Source organism: Nitrosococcus oceani ATCC 19707 (assembly GCF_000012805.1).
Taxonomy (GTDB): Bacteria; Pseudomonadota; Gammaproteobacteria; order Nitrosococcales; family Nitrosococcaceae; genus Nitrosococcus; species Nitrosococcus oceani.
Map to the genome: position 1 here is coordinate 1911045 of NC_007484.1, position 18167 is coordinate 1929211.

Here is an 18167-nt window from a genome sequence, read left to right on the forward strand (position 1 = left end):
CTGGTGGGTAAAATACGAGGGGCAAAGAAGAAAATCGTAAAAAACCATACTTGAGCAGAATTTAAGAAGAAAACACCTTCAACTCACCGGGTTTCCGTAACATTTTATCGATCTCACCCTGATGGATTTCCTCCTCGGAAATCAATCGTCTCGCATATTCTTCCAGAAAAACCGAGCGTTCCTTTACCACGTCCAATAATTCAAAATAAGCTTTGAGGGTTGCCTTTTCATGCTCCAGGGATTCTCTTAAAATGGCGCCTATATCATGGTTATGGGTCTCTAGCAACGGACCCATCCCCAAGGAAGGATGCCCTCCAAGGTGGGTAATCATCTCTCCTGCTTCATGGGCATGCACAAGCCCCTCCTCTGCTTCCTTACGCAACCAGGAGACAATAGGTATCCGGCTATAGCCAAAGACCATAAACGAGTAATGGGTATAACGGACCACGCCCGCTAGCTCCATCTCCAGGATTTGATTGAGCTTGGCTATAACTACCTGGGTATCGATATCTTCACTACTCACAATGACCCTCGTTAATGACTCTTACTTCGCTTAGACTCTTTCCAGTGGTCGCTAAACGTTTTCTTTACCCATCGATTCTAAAGCCTACTTTCAAACTCACCTGCCAATGCTTTATCCGCCCATTGTCATCAATTTCTCCTCGGGTCTCAACTACCTCAAACCAGCGCAGGTGATTGAGAGTTTTCGAGGCTTTGCTCACTGCTTGCTGAACCGCATCTTCCATGCTCTTAGCAGAACTGCCCGTTAATTCAATCTTTTTATAGACATGATCCGACATGAAAATTCCCCCCTTCTGGTAACGCCCGCAAAACTTATCTGGAGACTATTTATTATTGCCCCCAACCGCAATTTCGCCCTTTCTATTTATAGGTTAGACAATGATTACCCAATTTTATAGTGCCAAATTTATTTATTCAGCGCCTGCCTGGAGGGTAATTAAAGCTTATGTCCCTATTTCCCATCGTTTTCAAATCCAGCACGCCTTTCTCCTGAAAAGGAAAAACCCGTCTGCCAAAACCCAGAGCACGGGCCAAGTGTAATTGGCCCGCAATTTCGTAATTCAGCACCCGCTGGCCCTGGAGGGAAAGCATTTGTTGAACAAGGTTGATGAAGGTAGTGGTTACTTGCATTTCTACCTCAGCGCTCCCGAAACGAGGTACTGAAAAAGATTGATTGCTCAGCCCCTGGGCAAGCGGGTGTCCATTCAAATTAAGGCTTACCTCCATCCCATTAATGGATAAGGCGGCATCATTGGGGTTATCGATACGCAAACGCAGCAGGAAATTCTGGGCCAGCATACTCGCCTCCCGGAATTGAAAATCGGTGAGATAGACCCGTGGCCGTTCATAGTTTGAAAGCGTAGCGCAAGCCATCAAAGCTAAACTCAAAAGAGCTAGCACGCCCAGCCTTGAGGCTAAAATCTTCCTAATGAGAGCAATTTTTGGCAACCAACCTCCTCCCTTACCGTTAAGAGATCTGGTGAGCCCGGGTTTCATCAATGAGTTGCTTGAGCCATTTTATATAAGGGGTTCCACCCGTGCCAAAGGGATCATCGGTCCGTTTCTGGATATATTCCCAAGCCAAACCATAGTGAAATTCCCGGAAACTTGCCACTGCTTCTAAAACGCTATTATAGATTTCCTTCTCCGCGTAGGGGCGCAGTTCCGGCAATTCCTCCACAGCCTTAATCACCTGGAGATGCTTCCAGGGCATGTATCGACGCATATCGGCCAGATGCTCGGTAAGCGAAGAGCGTTGATGGGGGATTTTCAATAAAGCCACCAAAAGAGGCATGAGGCTACTTTGGGCGCCAGTCTCGCCGCGAAAGTCCATGGGAGCTTGCTTCACCCCCTCGTAGACCACATTCTTAAAGTAACGAATATAGGGCCGGAAAGTTCGATAATAAAGCGCAGGGTCCATCCGTTCTGGAATCCGCTTGAGAACAGTGACTTGGCGCCAGACGGTTGCCCCGATGGCTTGGAGGATTGGATTGATCAGATCATCCTGCCACGGTTCACACAGTAACCGGTTAATCCCTGAAAAGATACCGGCCGCCAGCGCCTCGATCTCCACATGAACCAGAATAAACCAATGCTCATCATAAAGATGAACGAAATTCTGCAGCGTGTCGATGTTACCTAGTGCAATTGGCCCCTCGGGACGAAAGCGTTTCCAATTATAGAGGGCATAACCGTCATAACTGAGGATAGGCGGCCGTTCCAACAGGGCGCAAGCCTGGCACAAAGGATGGGCAATATTAGCGGGTAATACGGTGGCCCGAGGTTCTCCCACCTGGTTAATATAGGCTGAAGCCAAAAACCCCAGGCGCAAGTAATAGAGCTGCAGTTCAGGAAGATCCTGGGAGCGGTTACGCTGTGCTGGCCAGAAGGGTATCTGCTGCTCCCGTAAATACCGACGGCACCCCGGATCCTGTAACAAGCTTGGCAAATCTCGGCCGAGTTCATCCAGCACAGCCAATTCGGAATCACTTGGAAAGCGCCGAGCCGGATCAGGCTCAGGCAGAAATCCTCGCTGGGTAAAGGAACTATTCAGAATGAAATTCATATTATCTCGGTATCAGCGAACCAGCTGCCAAATCTCATCTCTCTGGTGGGCTCTCCCCCTCCAGCTCGAAGCGAATTCCTTGAGCCAGGGGCAATTCCGTGCCCCAATTGATGGTATTGGTTTGCCGCCGCATATAGTTTTTCCAAGCATCCGAGCCCGCTTCTCGACCTCCTCCAGTTTCCTTCTCACCCCCAAAAGCCCCGCCGATCTCAGCCCCTGACGTACCCATATTAATGTTGGCGATACCACAATCACTGCCCCAGTGGGAGAGAAATCGTTCGGCATGCTGGAGATGAGTGGTAAATAATGACGAGGAAAACCCTTGAGGTACGGCATTGTTCAGTGCAATCGCCTCCTCCAGGGTTTTAAAGGGAATAAGGTAAAGGATGGGAGCAAAAGTTTCCCGCTGCACCATTTCCCAATGATTTTCGGCCCGAACCAAGGTAGGCTCGACAAAATATCCACCCCTCTCAAGCACACGGCCACCGTAGAGAATTTCACCTCCCCGCTGCTTAAGCGTTGCTATGGCATCGCTAAACTTTGCCACGGCCTCGGCATCAATAAGGGGTCCCACTAAGGTTTTTCTATCTAAGGGATCGCCAATGGGCAATTGCCGGTAAGCATGGATTAGCCGGGAAATCAGCTCCTCATAGCAGTTTTCATGCACAATCAGACGCCGTGTGGTGGTGCAACGCTGCCCCGCCGTGCCGACCGCCCCAAAAACTACCGCCGGCACTGCCAAGTCGAGATCAGCGGTTTCATCGACAATCACTGCGTTATTGCCAGAGAGTTCCAGCAGGCTTCGTCCCAACCGCGCAGCCACTAACCGACTCACCCACCGTCCTACTTTGGTGGAGCCAGTAAAAGAAATCAAAGGAATCCGCCGGTCTTGCACCAAACTTTCAGCCAGTGGATTCTCATCGGTCACCAAGAGGTTAAACACCCCTGGATAACCGGCTTCCTCCATCACTCGATTACAAAGGTGCTGCACAGCGACGGCCGTTAAGGGCGCCTTGGGAGAGGGCTTCCAAATGACTGTATTGCCGCAAATAGCGGCAATCAGGGCATTCCAGGCCCATACGGCAACCGGAAAATTAAAGGCGGTAATCACCCCTACCGGTCCTAAGGGATGCCATTGTTCATACATCCGATGGCTGGGACGTTCCGAGTGCATGGTCTTGCCATAGAGCATCCGGGATTGCCCCACGGCAAAATCCGCCATATCAATCATTTCCTGTACTTCCCCATCCCCTTCTTCCTTGATCTTACCCGTCTCCAAGCTCACCAGGCTGCCCAGGCGATCTTTATGGACCCGCAGAGACTCACCCAGGCGGCGCACCAAATCTCCCCGTACCGGCGCGGGGACGGCACGCCAGGTTCTAAAATTCTCCCAGGAGGCACCTATGAGGGTTTCCACATCGGCCGCGGTCGCTGCCCCAACACTAGCAATCGGCTTTTCAGTGGCTGGGTTGCTGGAATCGATTCGCCGACGGGAATCCGCTCCAGACCACCACCCCGGCCCCCAACACACCCCCGGATTGAAATCTTCTAGACCCAAATCCTTAAGTAATTTCATTATGAGCTGGCCTCAGAGGGCTGAAGTTTTTCTTCCAGGTCTTGGAAGGTCTGGATAATACACTCCAGCGCCCAATCAATTTGCTTCTGGGTAATGATCAGTGGTGGCGCCAAACGGACCACCACTTCATGGGTTTCCTTGCTCAAAAGACCGTTTTTCATCAAGGCTTCGCAAACTGCTCGCGCCTTCGTCCACCGCGGGTTGATCTCGATACCAATAAATAGGCCCTGGCCCCGGACCTCCCGGATAAGGGAGCTTCGCAGCTGCCGGAGTTGCCGTAAGAAATAATCCCCCAATTCAGCCGAACGTTCTGACAACTGCTCTTCAACCAAAATCTTAAGGGCTTCCAGAGCCACGGCGCAAGCAAGTGGATTGCCCCCAAAGGTGCTGCCATGATCCCCAGGCCGAAACACATCCATGACTTCCTCCCGGGCCAAAAATAAAGAGATGGGTAATAAACCCCCACCTAGCGCCTTGCCAAGAATAAGCCCATCCGGTTGCACCCCCTCGTGCTGACAGGCCAATACCTTACCCGTACGTCCCAACCCCGTCTGAACTTCATCGCAGATGAGTAAGACATCATGACGGCGGCAGATCTCAGCGCAACCTTGAAGATAACCTCTCCCTGGGATAATAATGCCCCCCTCCCCTTGGATAGGTTCTACCAGAAAAGCTGCGGTACGGGGCGTGATCGCCGCCTCCAAGGCTTCCAGGTCATTATAGGGAATACATTTTAGGCCGGACGGGAAAGGCCCAAAGCCTTGTTGATACTGGGCCTCAGAAGAAAGACCCACAATGGCGATGGTCCGTCCATGGAAATTTCCCTCACAGGCCAGGATTTCCGCCTGTCCCGCCGGGACTCCCTTCACTTGATAGGCCCACTTGCGGGCCGCTTTTAACGCGGTTTCCACCGCTTCCGTCCCTGTGTTCATGGGCAGCGCCCGATCCTGACCACTCAATTCACAGACGTACTCTAGCAATGGCCCCAGCCGATCGGTATAAAAGGCACGGGAAGTCAGGGTCAGACGCTGGGCCTGACCGACCAAGGCATGGATCAACCGAGGATTGGCGTGGCCATGGCCCACTGCGGAATAGGCACTCATCATGTCCATATAGCGATTCCCTTCCGTATCCCAGAGATAAACCCCCTCCCCTCTGGTCAATACGACCGGCAAAGGATGGTAATTATGCGCTGAGTACCGCTTTTCCAGCTCGATGATAGGATTCATAGGGTAACCTCAGTGGTGCAAAAACCGAGAGCAGCAGCTCACTAATCAGACGAGCCGTTAGCTGTTTTTCATCCAGGGCAGGGTTATATTCGGCGATTTCTAATCCTATCAAACGGGGATCTCCATAGAGCTGTCGCAACAACGGTAGAAGTTCTTCCTTGGCGAGGCCCCCTGGCACTGGAGAACCCACAGCGGGGGCCTCTTTGGGATCAATAGCATCCAGATCAAGACTGATCCCAAATCCTGTAGTCCGGTCCCGGATTCGTCCCAAAGCCTCATAAAACACTTCGCTCAATCCGCGGCGGCGCACTTCGTCCATAAAAAAAACCTTCACACCTAACCGCTGAAGCAATCGATGCTCCTCCGGCTCAAAGCTACGAACCCCAATAAGCACCACATTTTCTGGCAAGAACTTAGGCTCAGGACTCCCAATGGCGGTGAGCCGAGGATCTCCCCAACCTAGAAGGCAGGCCAGAGGCATGCCGTGCAGGGCGCCACTGGGGCTGGTCTCTGGCAGATGAGCGTCCATATGGGCGTCTATCCAGATAAGTCCCACAGGTCCTGCAATTCGCCGCCTGGAAACGGCCCCGCTCCAGGTCCCAATAGCGCAAGAATGATCGCCTCCTAGAACAATAAAGGGCTCACCCCTAGCAACCACATTACCTGCCACCTGGCTCAGTTCCACGGAAAGTGCCTGCACCGCCATCACGGCGTTATCATCCTGACTCTCTTGTGGTTGTATCGTGATCTCCCAGGAAACAGGCATTCCTTGTTGGCGTAGATGGGCCACTAGACCTCGGCGGCGGAGGGCCTCCGGGCCCGCTTCGCAGCGGCGATCCAAAGCGCCCCAACCACTTGCAACGCCAATGATACGAATGATCTTCATGATCCCCCTACCTTTTTTCCCTATTTGCCTCATATATCCCCCCAGCTCCTCCAAATTGGACCGGCAAAGTGCTAATTTTGTTCAGGCACGCCCCTGTAAAGGCTCCACAGCCACTAACGTCAAAACTTAGGAGCAATATTGACCTTGAGGACGATCTGGGCGAGGCGTATGAAAAACGCTTGTAAATCAGAAACCTATCTTGCCTTCCTGGGGGCTACCCAACGCTTGCAAAGAGTACGCAGCTACCAGGCGTTGAAAAAACGAGGATTGCTCAAATTTTTTCCCCAACAAAGGGATTTGATTGCCGCTCTTCCCCGAAAGTTGACATAGGGCCATGCCCCGGAATAAACCGAACTTCATCTCCCAAAGGAAACAGGCGTTTGCGAATAGAGTGGATGAGCGCATCATAATCGCCCCGAGGAAAATCAGTGCGACCAATGGAACCCTTAAACAATACGTCTCCAACGAGAGCGAGATGACTTTCCGGATGAAAAAAAATCACATGACCCGGCGTGTGCCCTGGGCAATGATAAACATTAAGTACCACCTTACCAAAGGAGACCCTATCCCCCTGCTCCAACCAACGATCAGGCACAAAAGCTCTAACCGGAGGAAAACCAAACATCTCACTTTGTGCTGGCAGAGAATCAATCCAGAATTCATCTTCTATTTGGGGACCTTCAATAGGCACCTCTAATCGGCGCGCCAGTTCGCCCGCACCGCCAGCATGATCGATATGGCCATGAGTCAGCAGAATCTTTTCTATCTTGAGACAACCGGCTTCAGCTCTTGCCAGGATCTGCTCCACATCACCGCCGGGATCTACCACTGCTGCCTTACCACTCTCTTCGCAGCCGAGTAAGGTGCAGTTCTGCATAAACCGGGTAACAGGCAAAATTTCAAATTTCATCTATTTCTTTATCTAGTTAGTTGGTCAAGGAAACACCTGACTCTACTTTCATACCAGCAAGCAGACTTTTATCGTTAAATTCATTAAGAATAATCACCGGGGTTCCCAGCTGTATAAATTGCCGCAGCTCATCAATTTCCCTATTGGTAAGAGCAACACAACCGCGAGTCCAATTAAAATTGCGATGAATCATGAGTTTTTTCCTTGTTTCTTCTCCGATTCCATGGATTCCAATAAATCCACCCAACCGGGTCTGCTGTGGCGGAATACCATTTTTCTCTTGCTGAGCCCGGTAGATATGGACCAGCTCATCCCATGAAATCAAGCCTTCTTTATAGCCAGCCAAAGCATCCCCACGGCTTGGATAATCAAGATGTATGAAATAATGAAATTTATGACTTGGCCAAAAACCAACTATCTCATATTCTCCTTCTGGGGTATGTTTATCTCCTTCAATACGCTTTCCGCCCCCACCTCCTTGACCAAGAGCGGCATGGTATTTTTTAATGATCTGCCCCCCTTTTTTGACAATAAGCAATCGTTTTGATTTTATAATAATAAGTTCGTAGGAAAGTTCAGTGGATGATGTTGCGCCAGCAAATGGATTGGTTAGAACCAATGCTAAAATAACCAGTAATTTCAGCAGCAAATTAGGCATTGTTCATGATTTCTGTCGTTATATATTGAAACGATTGAGTTATATCGAAGAAGCGCTTAGTGATAGCAGTTCCCAAGCTTCTTATGTCCCATTTGTTCATGGGCGCTTATAAGGACCGCCTGCCTCCAATTCCATTATTGCGCTCCTTACCATACGGCTTTCTTGGGCAAGAAAATCAGCAATGGCACTGTAAAAACCAGAATCTCCGAGCCAATGAGCAGACCAAGTGAGCACAGGCAGGAACCCCCGGTTTATCTTGTGTTCCCCTTGAGCGCCAGGCTCAAAATATTGTAAATGGTGCTCGATACAATACTCTATGCCCCGGTAATAGCACAGTTCAAAATGCATCCCCGCCAAGTACTCGCTATCACCCCAGTAACGGCCGTAGAGGGTGTCCCGGCTTCGCAAATATAAAGCCCCCGCAATGGGGATACCCGTGCGCACGGCCAACGCTAGCACCACAGCCTGCCCCATTGTTCGCCCTAAAGACTTAAAAAATGGCAATGTAAGAGCAGGATAATTCCCTTTGGCATGAAAGGTGGCTTGATAAAATCGATACATGGCGCGCCATTCTAAATCGGTAACCTCGCTCCCGTGGATAACCTTAATCTCTGTTCCTCGAGTTTGGGCCTGACGGCGCTCTCGCCTGACCTCCTTACGACGCTTGGAGGTTAAGGTTTCCAAAAAATCATTGAAGTCCCGATAACCCCGGTTATGCCAGTGAAATTGATAACCTTGGCGCAGCAGGAAACCACAATTTGCTAGCCTTTTTCTATCTTTTTGATGAGGAAATAACCAATGAAGGGAAGAGATTCCCCCTTTCTTTGCTAACCTAATCGTCATTTGGATAAGCTCGTCGACCATTGCTTCATCCGCTCCCGGCTTTAAAAGCAACCGTGGACCAGTTACAGGACTAAAGGGTACAGCAACGACCAGTTTGGGGTAATAATGCTGCCCTGCCTGCTCCCAAGCGTCAGCCCAAGACCAATCGAACACGAACTCGCCAAATGAGTTATATTTGAGATATAAGGGTACCGCGCCAATCAGGCTCCCTGGGCGATCTTCAGCGAGAAGATAGCGCGGCAGCCAGCCTACATGGGCACCTACACAACCGTAACGCTCAAGAGCGCTTAGAAATTCATAACGTAAAAAAGGATTATCGGTTCCCTCCAAGGCATTCCACTGCCCCGAGGCAACGGTTTCAATAGATTCGGTAACCTTAAATTCCACGACAACCCTATCCCCTATAGATTATTCAAAATTTTACAACCAGGACATTCATTATTTTTTGGCGCTTTTGTGCTATTATTTTAGCAAGTACAGTCATGTAATTAGTTGCCTATGAGATTTTCCAACCGCCCCCGTTACGCCATCAGCGCGATGATGAATTTGGCCTTAGTCAAACAGCAAAAATCAATTACTTTGGGCGATATCGCCCAACTAGACAATATTTCTGTTTCTTATCTAGAACAAATATTTGCCAGCCTGCGCCACCATGGCTTAGTAGAAGGAATACGTGGGCCGGGAGGAGGTTATCATCTTACACGCGCTGCTGAAAAAATTACCATTGCGGAAATTATTGCCGCAGTGGATAAACAACCAGGCAAGCTCAACCCCCTGGCAATTGCCACTAATTCCGTAAGTGAAGCAGAGCGCCTTTGGCATGATTTCAGTATGCGGCTTTACGATTTCCTTAACCAAATCACGCTTGCGGATCTAGCACGACGCTGGCCTCACTCGCACCTCGGAATTAAACATGGATGTTGAATGCCCCCCAGCGAGTGTGCCTGCCTGTGCGTGCCCGCACGCAGACAGGCGAAGTGAAACTTTGCTGCGAGCGCGAGGGCCAACATTCCTCGCGTTTCGCCAATAATTGGCGCTATATTTTCCCTGCTGCCAAGAGCGCGACCTACCCTCGGTAGGAGGGGAAATGATGCGCGTGGAGGGTGATACCCAACCGAGGGCCTTGCGCGCTAAGTCGTGGCCAGCCCAAAGCACCCCTTGAAGCGCGAATTCTCCAGGCTGATGAGGTTTTGTAGGAACAAAATCGACATCAGTCATGGCGGAACTCCAACTGGGGAGGTGTCTACCTACCCTCCCTTTAATACCCTACGCCCAGCTCCCCCTCAGCTATTAGCAAATCCTACGAGGAACGCCGAAGCTTGAGTACGAGGCGGGCCAATTCAGTAGGACGCCTGACTTTCATCTTAGCCATAAGGCGGGCACGGTGGATTTCTACCGTACGGATGCTCACTTCTAATTCAGCAGCAATCACCTTATTGAGCTTTCCTTCGATAACCTTATCCAAAACATCCCTTTCCCGCGGTGTCAGGGAAGCTAATCGTTTTTCGATAGTATCCCGTTGAGCGCGCTCGGTCCGTTTAATTTGGTCTAGCTCAATTGCTTCCTGAATGGATCGCAGCAGGGTCTCAAAATCAAAAGGTTTCAACAAAAAATCCACCGCGCCCTGCTTCACGGCCCGCACTACGGTGGGCACATCCGCTTGTCCCGTAATGAATATCACAGGAATAGGGATCTGCTCGGAGACCAAATATTCTTGCAGATCCAATCCTGTGCTCTCGGGCATCTGAACATCTAAAATAATACAACCCGGTTGATTGGGCTCATAAACTTTAAGGAAAGCTTCAGCAGATTCGCAGACCTTTACGCGATAGCCTACGGACTGAAGCGAGGGACCCAATGAGTTTCTAACCGTAACGCCATCATCGACGATAAACACCATCGGTTCCCGTGTCGCCATAGTTAAGCTTTCACCGAAGGGTCGCTTTCAATACCTTCCTGTCTAGTCCGCCATTGCCAGAAGCAGGCTGTTTAAGCGTTTAACGAATAAAGCAGGTTCTTCAAGGCGCCCTCCTTCAGCAAGCAAGGCCTGCTCGAATAACAAGTGGGCCCAGTCACCAAAATTTTCCTCCGACTCCTCCCCTTTGAGACGAGCAATAATGGGATGGGCCGGGTTGAGCTCGAGAATAGGCTGGATATGAGGTGCTTGCTGGCCTGCCTCCTTTAAAAGACGCTCGAGATAGCCACTCATGTCATGCTGTTCAACCACTAAACAGACCGGAGAATCCGTTAAACGATGGGTTACGCGTACTTCTTTAACCTTATCTCCCAGGTTGTTCTTAACTCTCTCAACGAGGTTTTGAAAGTCTTCTTCCACCTCTTTTTGCTGTTGTTTTTCCTGCTCATCCTCCAAATGACCCAAATCAAGCTCTCCTTTGGTGACCGACTGTAGGGACTTACCTTCAAACTCAGGCAGAGAAGCGACCAACCATTCATCCACTCGATCGGATAACAGCAATACTTCAATCCCCTTTTTACGGAACACTTCCAGATGGGGACTACTTTTTGCAGCGGGAAAGCTGTCCGCCGTGATATAGTAGATTTTGTCTTGCCCTTCTTTCATCCGCGATAGATAATCAGCCAGCGAGACGGTTTGCTCCGCAGTATCATGATGGGTAGAGGCAAAACGCAGCAATCGGGCTATCTGCTCTCGGTTACCGCTATCCTCCCCCACCCCTTCCTTCATGACTTGCCCAAATTCCTTCCAGAAGCTTTGGTACTTTTTGGCCTCATGCTTCGCCATATCTTCCAATAAACCTAGAATTTTCTTAACCGAGCCAGCACGAATGCTATCGATCACCCGGTTATTCTGGAGGATTTCACGGGAAATATTCAGGGGCAAATCATTGGAATCCACGACCCCCCGCACAAAACGGAGATAACGGGGCATAAGCTGCTCGGTGTCGTCCATAATAAAGACCCGTTGCACATAGAGCTTGATACCCTGCGTTCGATCCCGTTCCCAGAGATCAAATGGCGCCCGAGGTGGAATAAACAGCAGCGAGGTATACTCTAGCTTACCTTCAACGCGGTTATGAGTCCAAGCCAAGGGGTCCTCGAAATCATGGGCGACGTGTTTGTAGAAGGCTTGATATTCCTCTTCCTTGATGTCGTTTTTAGGCAAAGTCCAAAGGGCGGTGGCTTTATTGATTTGCTCCCACTCCTCTCCGTTCTCCTCAGACTTTTCTTCATCCCCGATTTCCCGTTTTATTTCAATGGGTAAATCAATATGATCCGAGTAGCGGGTGACAATATGGCGCAAACGCCAGCCATCTAAAAATTCATCTTCCCCTTCCCGCAGATGCAACGTCACTACAGTTCCCCGCGTCGCCTTCTCTATGGTCTCAATAGTGTAATCTCCTGCCCCACCCGATTCCCAGCGTACCCCATGTTCCGGGCCAAACCCTGCCCGCCGCGTTTCCAGAACAACCTTGTCAGCAACAATGAAGGCAGAGTAGAAACCCACGCCAAATTGCCCGATAAGTCGCGCATCCTTAGCCTGATCGCCGGAAAGGCTTTCCAGAAAGGCGCGGGTGCCCGACTTGGCAATCGTGCCGATATTCTCCACCACCTCCTGGCGTCCCATACCAATACCATTATCAGCAATAGTAAGGGTGCGCTTGTCTTTGTCATAGCTGAGGCGAATATGCAGAGCACTGTCGTCCTCATAGAGGGCATCATCCGTCAGGGCCTCAAAACGCAGTTTATCCGCCGCATCGGCCCCATTGGAAATCAACTCCCGCAGGAAAATCTCCTTGTTACTGTATAAGGCGTGAATCATGAGGTTGAGCAACTGCTTAACCTCCGTTTGAAAGCCTAGCGTTTCCTTATGGCTTGCAACAGTCATAGTATTGGGATCTCCTCCATATGATGTAAACTGAGTGAATACCAATCAGTTTACATAAGGGCAATCCTCATAGAATCAAGGGCTAAATTTAAAACACCCCTTATGATTGAATGGGGCGGCTTCATAATAAAAATAGCAACTTATCCTCCGAAAGAGCACGATTTACCATGAATATCCATACTGTATCCACGACCCCTTATCCTGATCAGCGCCCCGGCACTTCCGGTCTGCGCAAAAAAGTTAAACATTTCCAACAACCCCACTACCTGGAGAATTTTGTCCAATCCCTCTTCGATTGCTTGGAAGAGATGACAGGGGAAACATTAGTTTTAGGAGGAGATGGGCGCTATTACAATCCCGAAGCCATTCAAATCATACTCAAAATGGCCGCTGCCAACAAAGTAGGCCGGGTACTCGTGGGTCATAAAGGGCTCTTTTCTACTCCCGCGGTTTCCTGCGTCATTCGCCGCTGTAAAGCCTTTGGCGGAATTATTCTCTCCGCCAGCCATAATCCAGCGGGACCTGATGGAGACTTTGGGATTAAATATAATGTTGGCAATGGCGGTCCAGCACCCGAGTCGGTGACAGATGCTATTTATACCCTAAGCAAAAAGATTAACCGTTATTTGATTTTGGAAGCCGAGGATATTCCCCTGGATACCCTCGGCATATTCACCCTTGGAGAAATGACGGTCGAGGTTATCAATCCCATTGCCGATTATGCGGAATTGATGGAAGAATTATTTGATTTCGACCGTATTGCAGCGCTATTCGATACTGGCGTCTTCCACATGTACTTTGACGCCATGCATGCAATCACGGGCCCCTATGCTAAAGATATCCTGGAACAACGCTTGGGCGCTGATCCCAACACCGTACTCAATGGCGAACCCCTGCCAGATTTCGGCGGCAGCCACCCCGATCCCAATTTAGTCCACGCCAAATCCCTGGTCACCAAAATGTATCGGGCTAATGCTCCCAGTTTCGGCGCTGCCTCGGATGGAGATGGAGACCGCAATATGATCCTTGGCAGGCGTTTTTTTGTCACCCCCTCAGATAGCTTAGCGATTTTGGCGGCTAACGCCCATCATATTCCTGGTTATCGGCTCGGTTTAGCAGGTATTGCTCGCTCCATGCCCACCAGTCAAGCGGCTGATCGAATTGCCGGCGCCCTGGGAATCGAGTGCTTTGAAACTCCGACTGGATGGAAATTTTTTGGTAACCTGCTAGATGCCGGCAAAGCTACCCTATGTGGAGAGGAGAGTTTTGGCACCGGCTCCGATCATCTCCGGGAGAAAGACGGACTATGGGCTGTCTTGTTCTGGCTCAACGTTCTGGCAGTACGCCGCCAGTCGGTAGAGAGCATCGTCCGGGAACATTGGACCCACTGCGGCCGCAATTTTTACTCCCGTCATGATTACGAAGATCTGCCCGCAGAGCTTTCCCAGCGGCTCATAGAAGATCTGCGCAAGCAGCTTCCTAAACTAAAAGGTAAACACTTAGGCCACAGGGAAGTGATCCTTGCGGATGATTTTAGCTATACCGATCCTATTGATCATAGTATCACCACCGAACAGGGAATCCGGCTCTGCTTTGAAGACCATGCCCGAATTATTTACCGTCTCTCCGGTACTGGAACCGAAGGGGCAACCCTACGGGTCTACTTGGAAACTTTTGAACCAAATCCGGACCAGCACAACCAGGAGACTCAAGTAGCCCTTGCCGATCTTATTCAAATCGCCGACCACGTGGCCCAAATTCAGCAGCGCACGGGGCGGTCACAACCCTCGGTCATCACCTAAAATCCCTAAAGGCAATTTCTAAAGTCAAAAAAAGCATCCCATGAACCTTCCTTCCCCCGCTCCGCCGACCCTCGTACTCGCCTCCAGTTCCCCTTACCGGGCAGAGTTATTAGCGCGCCTGGGATTGCCTTTTGAAATCTGCGCTCCCGATATTGATGAAACTCCTCTTCCCCAGGAGCAACCCGAAGGATTAGTTGCTCGCCTCGCAGAGACAAAAGCACGGGTCGTGGGCGCTAAATCTCCTAATGCCTTGGTGATTGGTTCCGATCAAGTGGCGGTTCTGGGACAGCAGATTCTGGGAAAGCCAAAAACCCACGAACGAGCTCTACAACAATTGCGGGCCGCTTCGGGCCAGACAGTATTTTTTTATACTGGACTTTGTCTCGTTAACACCCTTATGGGTGAAGCCAAAACCGTCGTCGAACCCTTCCAGGTCCAATTTCGCCAGCTCACGGAACAACAAATAGACAACTACCTTCAACGGGAGCAACCTTATCAATGCGCCGGTAGTTTCCGCTCCGAAGGATTAGGGATTGCCCTCATCCAACACCTCCAAGGGGACGATCCCAATGCCTTGGTTGGCCTCCCCCTCATCCGTTTAACCGAGCTGCTGGAACAGGCCGGCTATCCAGTTTTATAGCTATAATCTACGCTATTGGGCCTTCAGCCAATACCGAGTCAGAGCAAGGTAGTCCTCCAAACTGATCGTCTCCGGCCGTTGCCGGGGGTCAATTCCCAGGGCTATTAGCTCTGCTGAACTCAAGAGACCTTTGAGTGCGTTTGCCAAAGTCTTACGGCGTTGGGAAAAGGCCTGGGAGACCACCCGATTAAGGGCCCCATGGGAAATATTTGGCGCCAGGGAAGGTCGATGGGGTATCAACCGCACCACCATCGAATCCACTTTCGGCGGCGGCACAAAAGCGCCGGATTTTACCGTAAATAAAGGCTCAACTTCACAATAAAATTGCACCATTACACTCAAACGACCGTAATCCTTGCCTCCAGGTTTGGCGGCCAACCGGGTAACAACTTCCCGTTGCAGCATAAAGTGCATATCCTCCAAGATGCCAATCTGACCCAGCAAATGGAACAACAGGGGCGTGGAGATATTATAGGGTAAATTGCCCACTACTCGCAGTCGCCGATTTTCATGGGCAAGGGTACGAAAATCAAAGGTTAAGCTGTCCACATTATGCAGGCGTAAATTCCCTTCCGAGGCGCATCTTTCGACCAGGTAAGCCGCCAAATCCCGATCTAATTCAATCGCCTCAAGATGTCCAAGGCAATGCAGCAAAGGAAGAGTCAAGGCTCCCTGGCCAGGGCCAATTTCCACCATCAAATCGTTCAGCTGGGGATTAATCGCCCTAAGCAAGCGTTCAATGACCCCTTTATCATGGAGAAAATGCTGCCCAAATCGCTTGCGCGCTCGATGGCCCAAGGTATTCACTTTGAAAGTTGCTCTCTCTCCGCCATCGCTAGTGCCGCCTCCACAGCCGCTTCCAAGCTGCCGCTTCCTACCGGGCCCTTGCCGGCAAGATCCAAAGCGGTGCCATGGTCCACTGAGGTGCGAATAATAGGCAGCCCCAAGGTAATATTCACCGCTCGCCCAAAACCTACATGCTTGAGCACGGGCAGCCCCTGATCATGGTACATGGCGAGCACTGCATCCGCTTCTTTCAGGTAACGGGGCACAAACAAGGTATCCGCCGGCAAGGGTCCGAATAATTGCATTCCCTGAGCCCGGAGGGTTGCTATGACCGGCTCGATGATCTCGATTTCCTCACGCCCCAAATGCCCCCCCTCTCCCGCATGGGGATTCAAGCCGCAGACTAAAATACGCGGCCTGGAAATTCCAAAGCGCTGCCTCAAATCCCGGTGCAGTATCCGCAGCGTCCCCTCCAGTCCTCGGCGGGTAATCGCGGCACTCACCTCACGCAAGGGTAAATGAGTGGTGGCTAACGCTACCCGCAGTCCAGGCGCGGTCAACATCATCACTACTTGAGAGCGGTTGCACAGCTGGGCTAAAAATTCAGTATGACCACTAAAGGAGATGCCTGCCTGATTGATAATCCCTTTGTGAACGGGACCGGTGACCAAAGCGGAAAACTCTCCTTGTAAGCAGCCTGCTACACTGCGCCGCAAACATGCTAAAACATACGCCGCATTCCCCGGAGACAAACACCCCGTGGTAACAGGGACGGGAGCCCTTAATGGTAGAACCTTCAATGTTCCGGATACCCCTGGCTCCGGCGGCTGAGCAGGATCATAGGACTCAACTATCAGGGCTAACCCCCGCTGCCGTGCCCGTTGGCGTAGAATTTCTGGATCGGCCACCACGACCAAATCATATTCCCGCCGCTGGCAGGCCAATTGGATCGAGATATCCGGGCCAATGCCAGCAGGTTCGCCAGGAGTGAGGGCCAATCGCAGGCAAGCCATAATGAATTACCGCCTCCTTCAGTTATCCAAACGATACTCCACATAGGCTTCATCTCGAAGCTGGCGGAGCCAATTCTCCAGTTCTTCTTCCACCTTACGTTGGCGAATTTCCATCTTCGCCCGATTACGGTTAAATTCCTCAGTCATATTTTCTTGCCGCCGATCTAAAACTTGCACCACATGCCAGCCAAACTGGGTTTTAAAGGGTTCACTGATTTCCCCCGGTTCAAGGGAGCGCATCGCTTCTTCAAAACGGGGGATCATCTGACCTGGACTGACCCAACCAAGATCGCCGCCTTTTAAGGCGCTGGCTTTGTCATCGGAATGGGCCTGCGCCAATTCAGAAAAATCATCCCCGCTTAAAATTCGCTGGCGGAGCTGGCTGAGCCGGAGCTGCACCTCCCGCTCACTGGCCAGCTCATCGGCGCGAAGCAGAATATGGCGGGCCTGAGTCTGGGTAACGAGCTGTTGTTGCCCTTCGCCCCGATAATCCAGAAGTTTTACGATATGAAAACCGCTGGGACTGCGAATCAATTTACTTATATCGCCTGCTTGGAGCTGGGGAACCACATCAACGAACAAAGTGGGAAGCTGTCCCATTTTGCGCCAGCCCAGATCACCTCCCTCTAACGCTTGTTGCCCATCAGAGTAAGTGACTGCCACCTTCTGGAAATCCGCTCCTTCCCGTAACTGCTGTAATACCTGCTCAGCCTTAGCCTTGGCCGCTTGAACCTGCTCCGGCGAAGCAGCTTCAGGCACCGTAATCAAAATATGGGCTAAATGATATTGAGCGTCTTGGTTACCCCGCTTTTTCTGGTTTGTTAAAAAATTATCGATCTCCGCCTTGCTCACGCTCACCCGGTCATTCACCTCCCGCTTATGGAGTTGAGAGATAATCAACTCTTTGCGGATATTCTCGCGAAAGGCAGGAAAATCATAGCCATCTTGCTCTAAGACATTGCGAAATTGGCTCAACGTAAGTCCATTATCCTGAGCAATCCGGCCTAAGGCTTCATTGAGGGTTTCATCACCCACTTGAATACCCGTACGGGCAGCTAATTGCAGTTGCAGCTGTTCCATTACCAGCCGTTCCAATACCTGCCGCTCTAGCACATAGCCTGGAGGAAGTGACGTTCCCTGGGCCGCCAATTGGTCCTGAACAGTACGGACCATCTGCTCTAATTCGCTCTCCAGCACTATATCCTCGTTCACTACCGCCACGATACGATCAAGGTTAATAGCCGCAAAACTCCCAATAGGCCAGAATAGGACAAAAATAGTGACCAACACTCTTCCCATGGCTACTCCATCAGCTCCATAATAAAATTAACAATCAGGATAAAAATTTTAATCATCATCATTACATATTCAT

At 50.7% G+C, this 18167-nt stretch carries 18 protein-coding genes; 3 read left to right on the forward strand and 15 right to left on the reverse strand.

Annotated elements, in window-relative coordinates; translation table 11 throughout:
• Nucleotides 1-61: 61 nt before the first annotated feature.
• The 10 genes from NOC_RS09210 to NOC_RS09255 form a co-directional block, all read right to left on the reverse strand.
• Entirely contained in the window at nt 62-523 is a 462-nt protein-coding gene (locus NOC_RS09210; RefSeq protein ID WP_002811085.1) for a ferritin-like domain-containing protein, read from the reverse strand.
• A 64-nt stretch (nt 524-587) separates the two neighbouring features.
• Entirely contained in the window at nt 588-800 is a 213-nt protein-coding gene (locus tag NOC_RS09215; RefSeq protein WP_002809504.1) for a dodecin, read from the reverse strand.
• A gap of 136 nt (nt 801-936) precedes the next feature.
• A complete protein-coding gene (locus tag NOC_RS09220) occupies nt 937-1470 on the reverse strand; it encodes an LEA type 2 family protein (protein ID WP_036497551.1) in 534 nt (177 codons plus the stop codon).
• A gap of 19 nt (nt 1471-1489) precedes the next feature.
• The gene (locus NOC_RS09225; protein WP_002809581.1) at nt 1490-2587 is read right to left on the reverse strand and encodes a hypothetical protein; all 1098 of its coding nucleotides are present in this window, start codon (nt 2585-2587) and stop codon (nt 1490-1492) included.
• A 34-nt stretch (nt 2588-2621) separates the two neighbouring features.
• Entirely contained in the window at nt 2622-4163 is a 1542-nt protein-coding gene (locus tag NOC_RS09230) for an L-piperidine-6-carboxylate dehydrogenase (RefSeq protein WP_002809020.1), read from the reverse strand.
• Nucleotides 4163-5392, reverse strand: a complete 1230-nt coding sequence (gene rocD / locus NOC_RS09235) for an ornithine--oxo-acid transaminase (protein ID WP_002810974.1) — start codon at nt 5390-5392, stop codon at nt 4163-4165. The genes NOC_RS09230 and rocD overlap by 1 nt, the downstream gene beginning before the upstream one ends.
• Nucleotides 5349-6278, reverse strand: a complete 930-nt coding sequence (locus tag NOC_RS09240; protein WP_002809917.1) for an arginase — start codon at nt 6276-6278, stop codon at nt 5349-5351. Before NOC_RS09240 ends, rocD begins: the two co-directional genes overlap by 44 nt.
• A 271-nt stretch (nt 6279-6549) precedes the next feature.
• Entirely contained in the window at nt 6550-7188 is a 639-nt protein-coding gene (locus NOC_RS09245) for an MBL fold metallo-hydrolase (protein WP_002808604.1), read from the reverse strand.
• Between the two features lie 16 nt (nt 7189-7204).
• Nucleotides 7205-7846 carry a L,D-transpeptidase family protein gene (locus tag NOC_RS09250; RefSeq protein ID WP_002810768.1) on the reverse strand — a complete coding sequence of 214 codons (642 nt, stop codon included), beginning with the start codon at nt 7844-7846 and terminating at the stop codon, nt 7205-7207.
• Nucleotides 7847-7942: 96 nt separating this feature from the next.
• Nucleotides 7943-9076, reverse strand: coding sequence for a GNAT family N-acetyltransferase (locus NOC_RS09255; RefSeq protein ID WP_002810332.1), 1134 nt, complete (start codon nt 9074-9076; stop codon nt 7943-7945).
• A gap of 111 nt (nt 9077-9187) precedes the next feature.
• On the opposite strand from NOC_RS09255, the gene NOC_RS09260 reads away from it, so the two are divergent.
• Nucleotides 9188-9613, forward strand: a complete 426-nt coding sequence (locus tag NOC_RS09260) for an Rrf2 family transcriptional regulator (protein WP_002809920.1) — start codon at nt 9188-9190, stop codon at nt 9611-9613.
• A 376-nt stretch (nt 9614-9989) separates the two neighbouring features.
• Here NOC_RS09260 and NOC_RS09265 read toward each other — a convergent pair whose 3' ends face one another.
• Both NOC_RS09265 and htpG read right to left on the reverse strand, forming a co-directional pair.
• The gene (locus tag NOC_RS09265; protein WP_011330739.1) at nt 9990-10607 is read right to left on the reverse strand and encodes a response regulator transcription factor; all 618 of its coding nucleotides are present in this window, start codon (nt 10605-10607) and stop codon (nt 9990-9992) included.
• Between the two features lie 42 nt (nt 10608-10649).
• Nucleotides 10650-12554: a molecular chaperone HtpG gene (htpG, locus tag NOC_RS09270; protein ID WP_002810621.1), complete on the reverse strand. Its 1905-nt coding sequence runs from the start codon at nt 12552-12554 to the stop codon at nt 10650-10652.
• A gap of 167 nt (nt 12555-12721) precedes the next feature.
• Here htpG and NOC_RS09275 point away from each other — a divergent pair, with 167 nt between their 5' ends.
• Nucleotides 12722-14356: an alpha-D-glucose phosphate-specific phosphoglucomutase gene (locus tag NOC_RS09275; RefSeq protein WP_036497366.1), complete on the forward strand. Its 1635-nt coding sequence runs from the start codon at nt 12722-12724 to the stop codon at nt 14354-14356.
• A gap of 40 nt (nt 14357-14396) precedes the next feature.
• Nucleotides 14397-14996, forward strand: coding sequence for a Maf family protein (locus tag NOC_RS09280; protein WP_002809357.1), 600 nt, complete (start codon nt 14397-14399; stop codon nt 14994-14996).
• Between the two features lie 12 nt (nt 14997-15008).
• Here the strand turns inward: NOC_RS09280 and rsmA are convergent, their stop codons facing one another.
• From rsmA to NOC_RS09295, 3 genes are read right to left on the reverse strand one after another with little or no spacing between them, the layout of a single operon-like run.
• A complete protein-coding gene (gene rsmA, locus NOC_RS09285) occupies nt 15009-15803 on the reverse strand; it encodes a 16S rRNA (adenine(1518)-N(6)/adenine(1519)-N(6))-dimethyltransferase RsmA (protein ID WP_002810562.1) in 795 nt (264 codons plus the stop codon).
• Complete coding sequence (gene pdxA, locus NOC_RS09290) at nt 15800-16795, reverse strand: 4-hydroxythreonine-4-phosphate dehydrogenase PdxA (RefSeq protein ID WP_002811165.1); 996 nt, start codon at nt 16793-16795, stop codon at nt 15800-15802. Before pdxA ends, rsmA begins: the two co-directional genes overlap by 4 nt.
• A gap of 18 nt (nt 16796-16813) precedes the next feature.
• On the reverse strand, nt 16814-18094 hold the full coding sequence (locus tag NOC_RS09295) for a peptidylprolyl isomerase (RefSeq protein ID WP_002809971.1): 1281 nt from the start codon (nt 18092-18094) through the stop codon (nt 16814-16816).
• Between the last annotated feature and the right edge of the window lie 73 nt (nt 18095-18167).

Coding starts and splice junctions, on each gene's coding strand:
- NOC_RS09215 (WP_002809504.1), bottom strand. CDS start 800: ATGTCGGATCATGTCTATAAAAAGATTGAATTAACGGGCAGTTCTGCT.
- NOC_RS09225 (WP_002809581.1), bottom strand. CDS start 2,587: ATGAATTTCATTCTGAATAGTTCCTTTACCCAGCGAGGATTTCTGCCT.
- NOC_RS09230 (WP_002809020.1), bottom strand. CDS start 4,163: ATGAAATTACTTAAGGATTTGGGTCTAGAAGATTTCAATCCGGGGGTG.
- rocD (WP_002810974.1), bottom strand. CDS start 5,392: ATGAATCCTATCATCGAGCTGGAAAAGCGGTACTCAGCGCATAATTAC.
- NOC_RS09240 (WP_002809917.1), bottom strand. CDS start 6,278: ATGAAGATCATTCGTATCATTGGCGTTGCAAGTGGTTGGGGCGCTTTG.
- NOC_RS09245 (WP_002808604.1), bottom strand. CDS start 7,188: ATGAAATTTGAAATTTTGCCTGTTACCCGGTTTATGCAGAACTGCACC.
- NOC_RS09250 (WP_002810768.1), bottom strand. CDS start 7,846: ATGCCTAATTTGCTGCTGAAATTACTGGTTATTTTAGCATTGGTTCTA.
- NOC_RS09260 (WP_002809920.1), top strand. CDS start 9,188: ATGAGATTTTCCAACCGCCCCCGTTACGCCATCAGCGCGATGATGAAT.
- NOC_RS09265 (WP_011330739.1), bottom strand. CDS start 10,607: ATGGCGACACGGGAACCGATGGTGTTTATCGTCGATGATGGCGTTACG.
- htpG (WP_002810621.1), bottom strand. CDS start 12,554: ATGACTGTTGCAAGCCATAAGGAAACGCTAGGCTTTCAAACGGAGGTT.
- NOC_RS09275 (WP_036497366.1), top strand. CDS start 12,722: ATGAATATCCATACTGTATCCACGACCCCTTATCCTGATCAGCGCCCC.
- NOC_RS09280 (WP_002809357.1), top strand. CDS start 14,397: ATGAACCTTCCTTCCCCCGCTCCGCCGACCCTCGTACTCGCCTCCAGT.
- pdxA (WP_002811165.1), bottom strand. CDS start 16,795: ATGGCTTGCCTGCGATTGGCCCTCACTCCTGGCGAACCTGCTGGCATT.
- NOC_RS09295 (WP_002809971.1), bottom strand. CDS start 18,094: ATGGGAAGAGTGTTGGTCACTATTTTTGTCCTATTCTGGCCTATTGGG.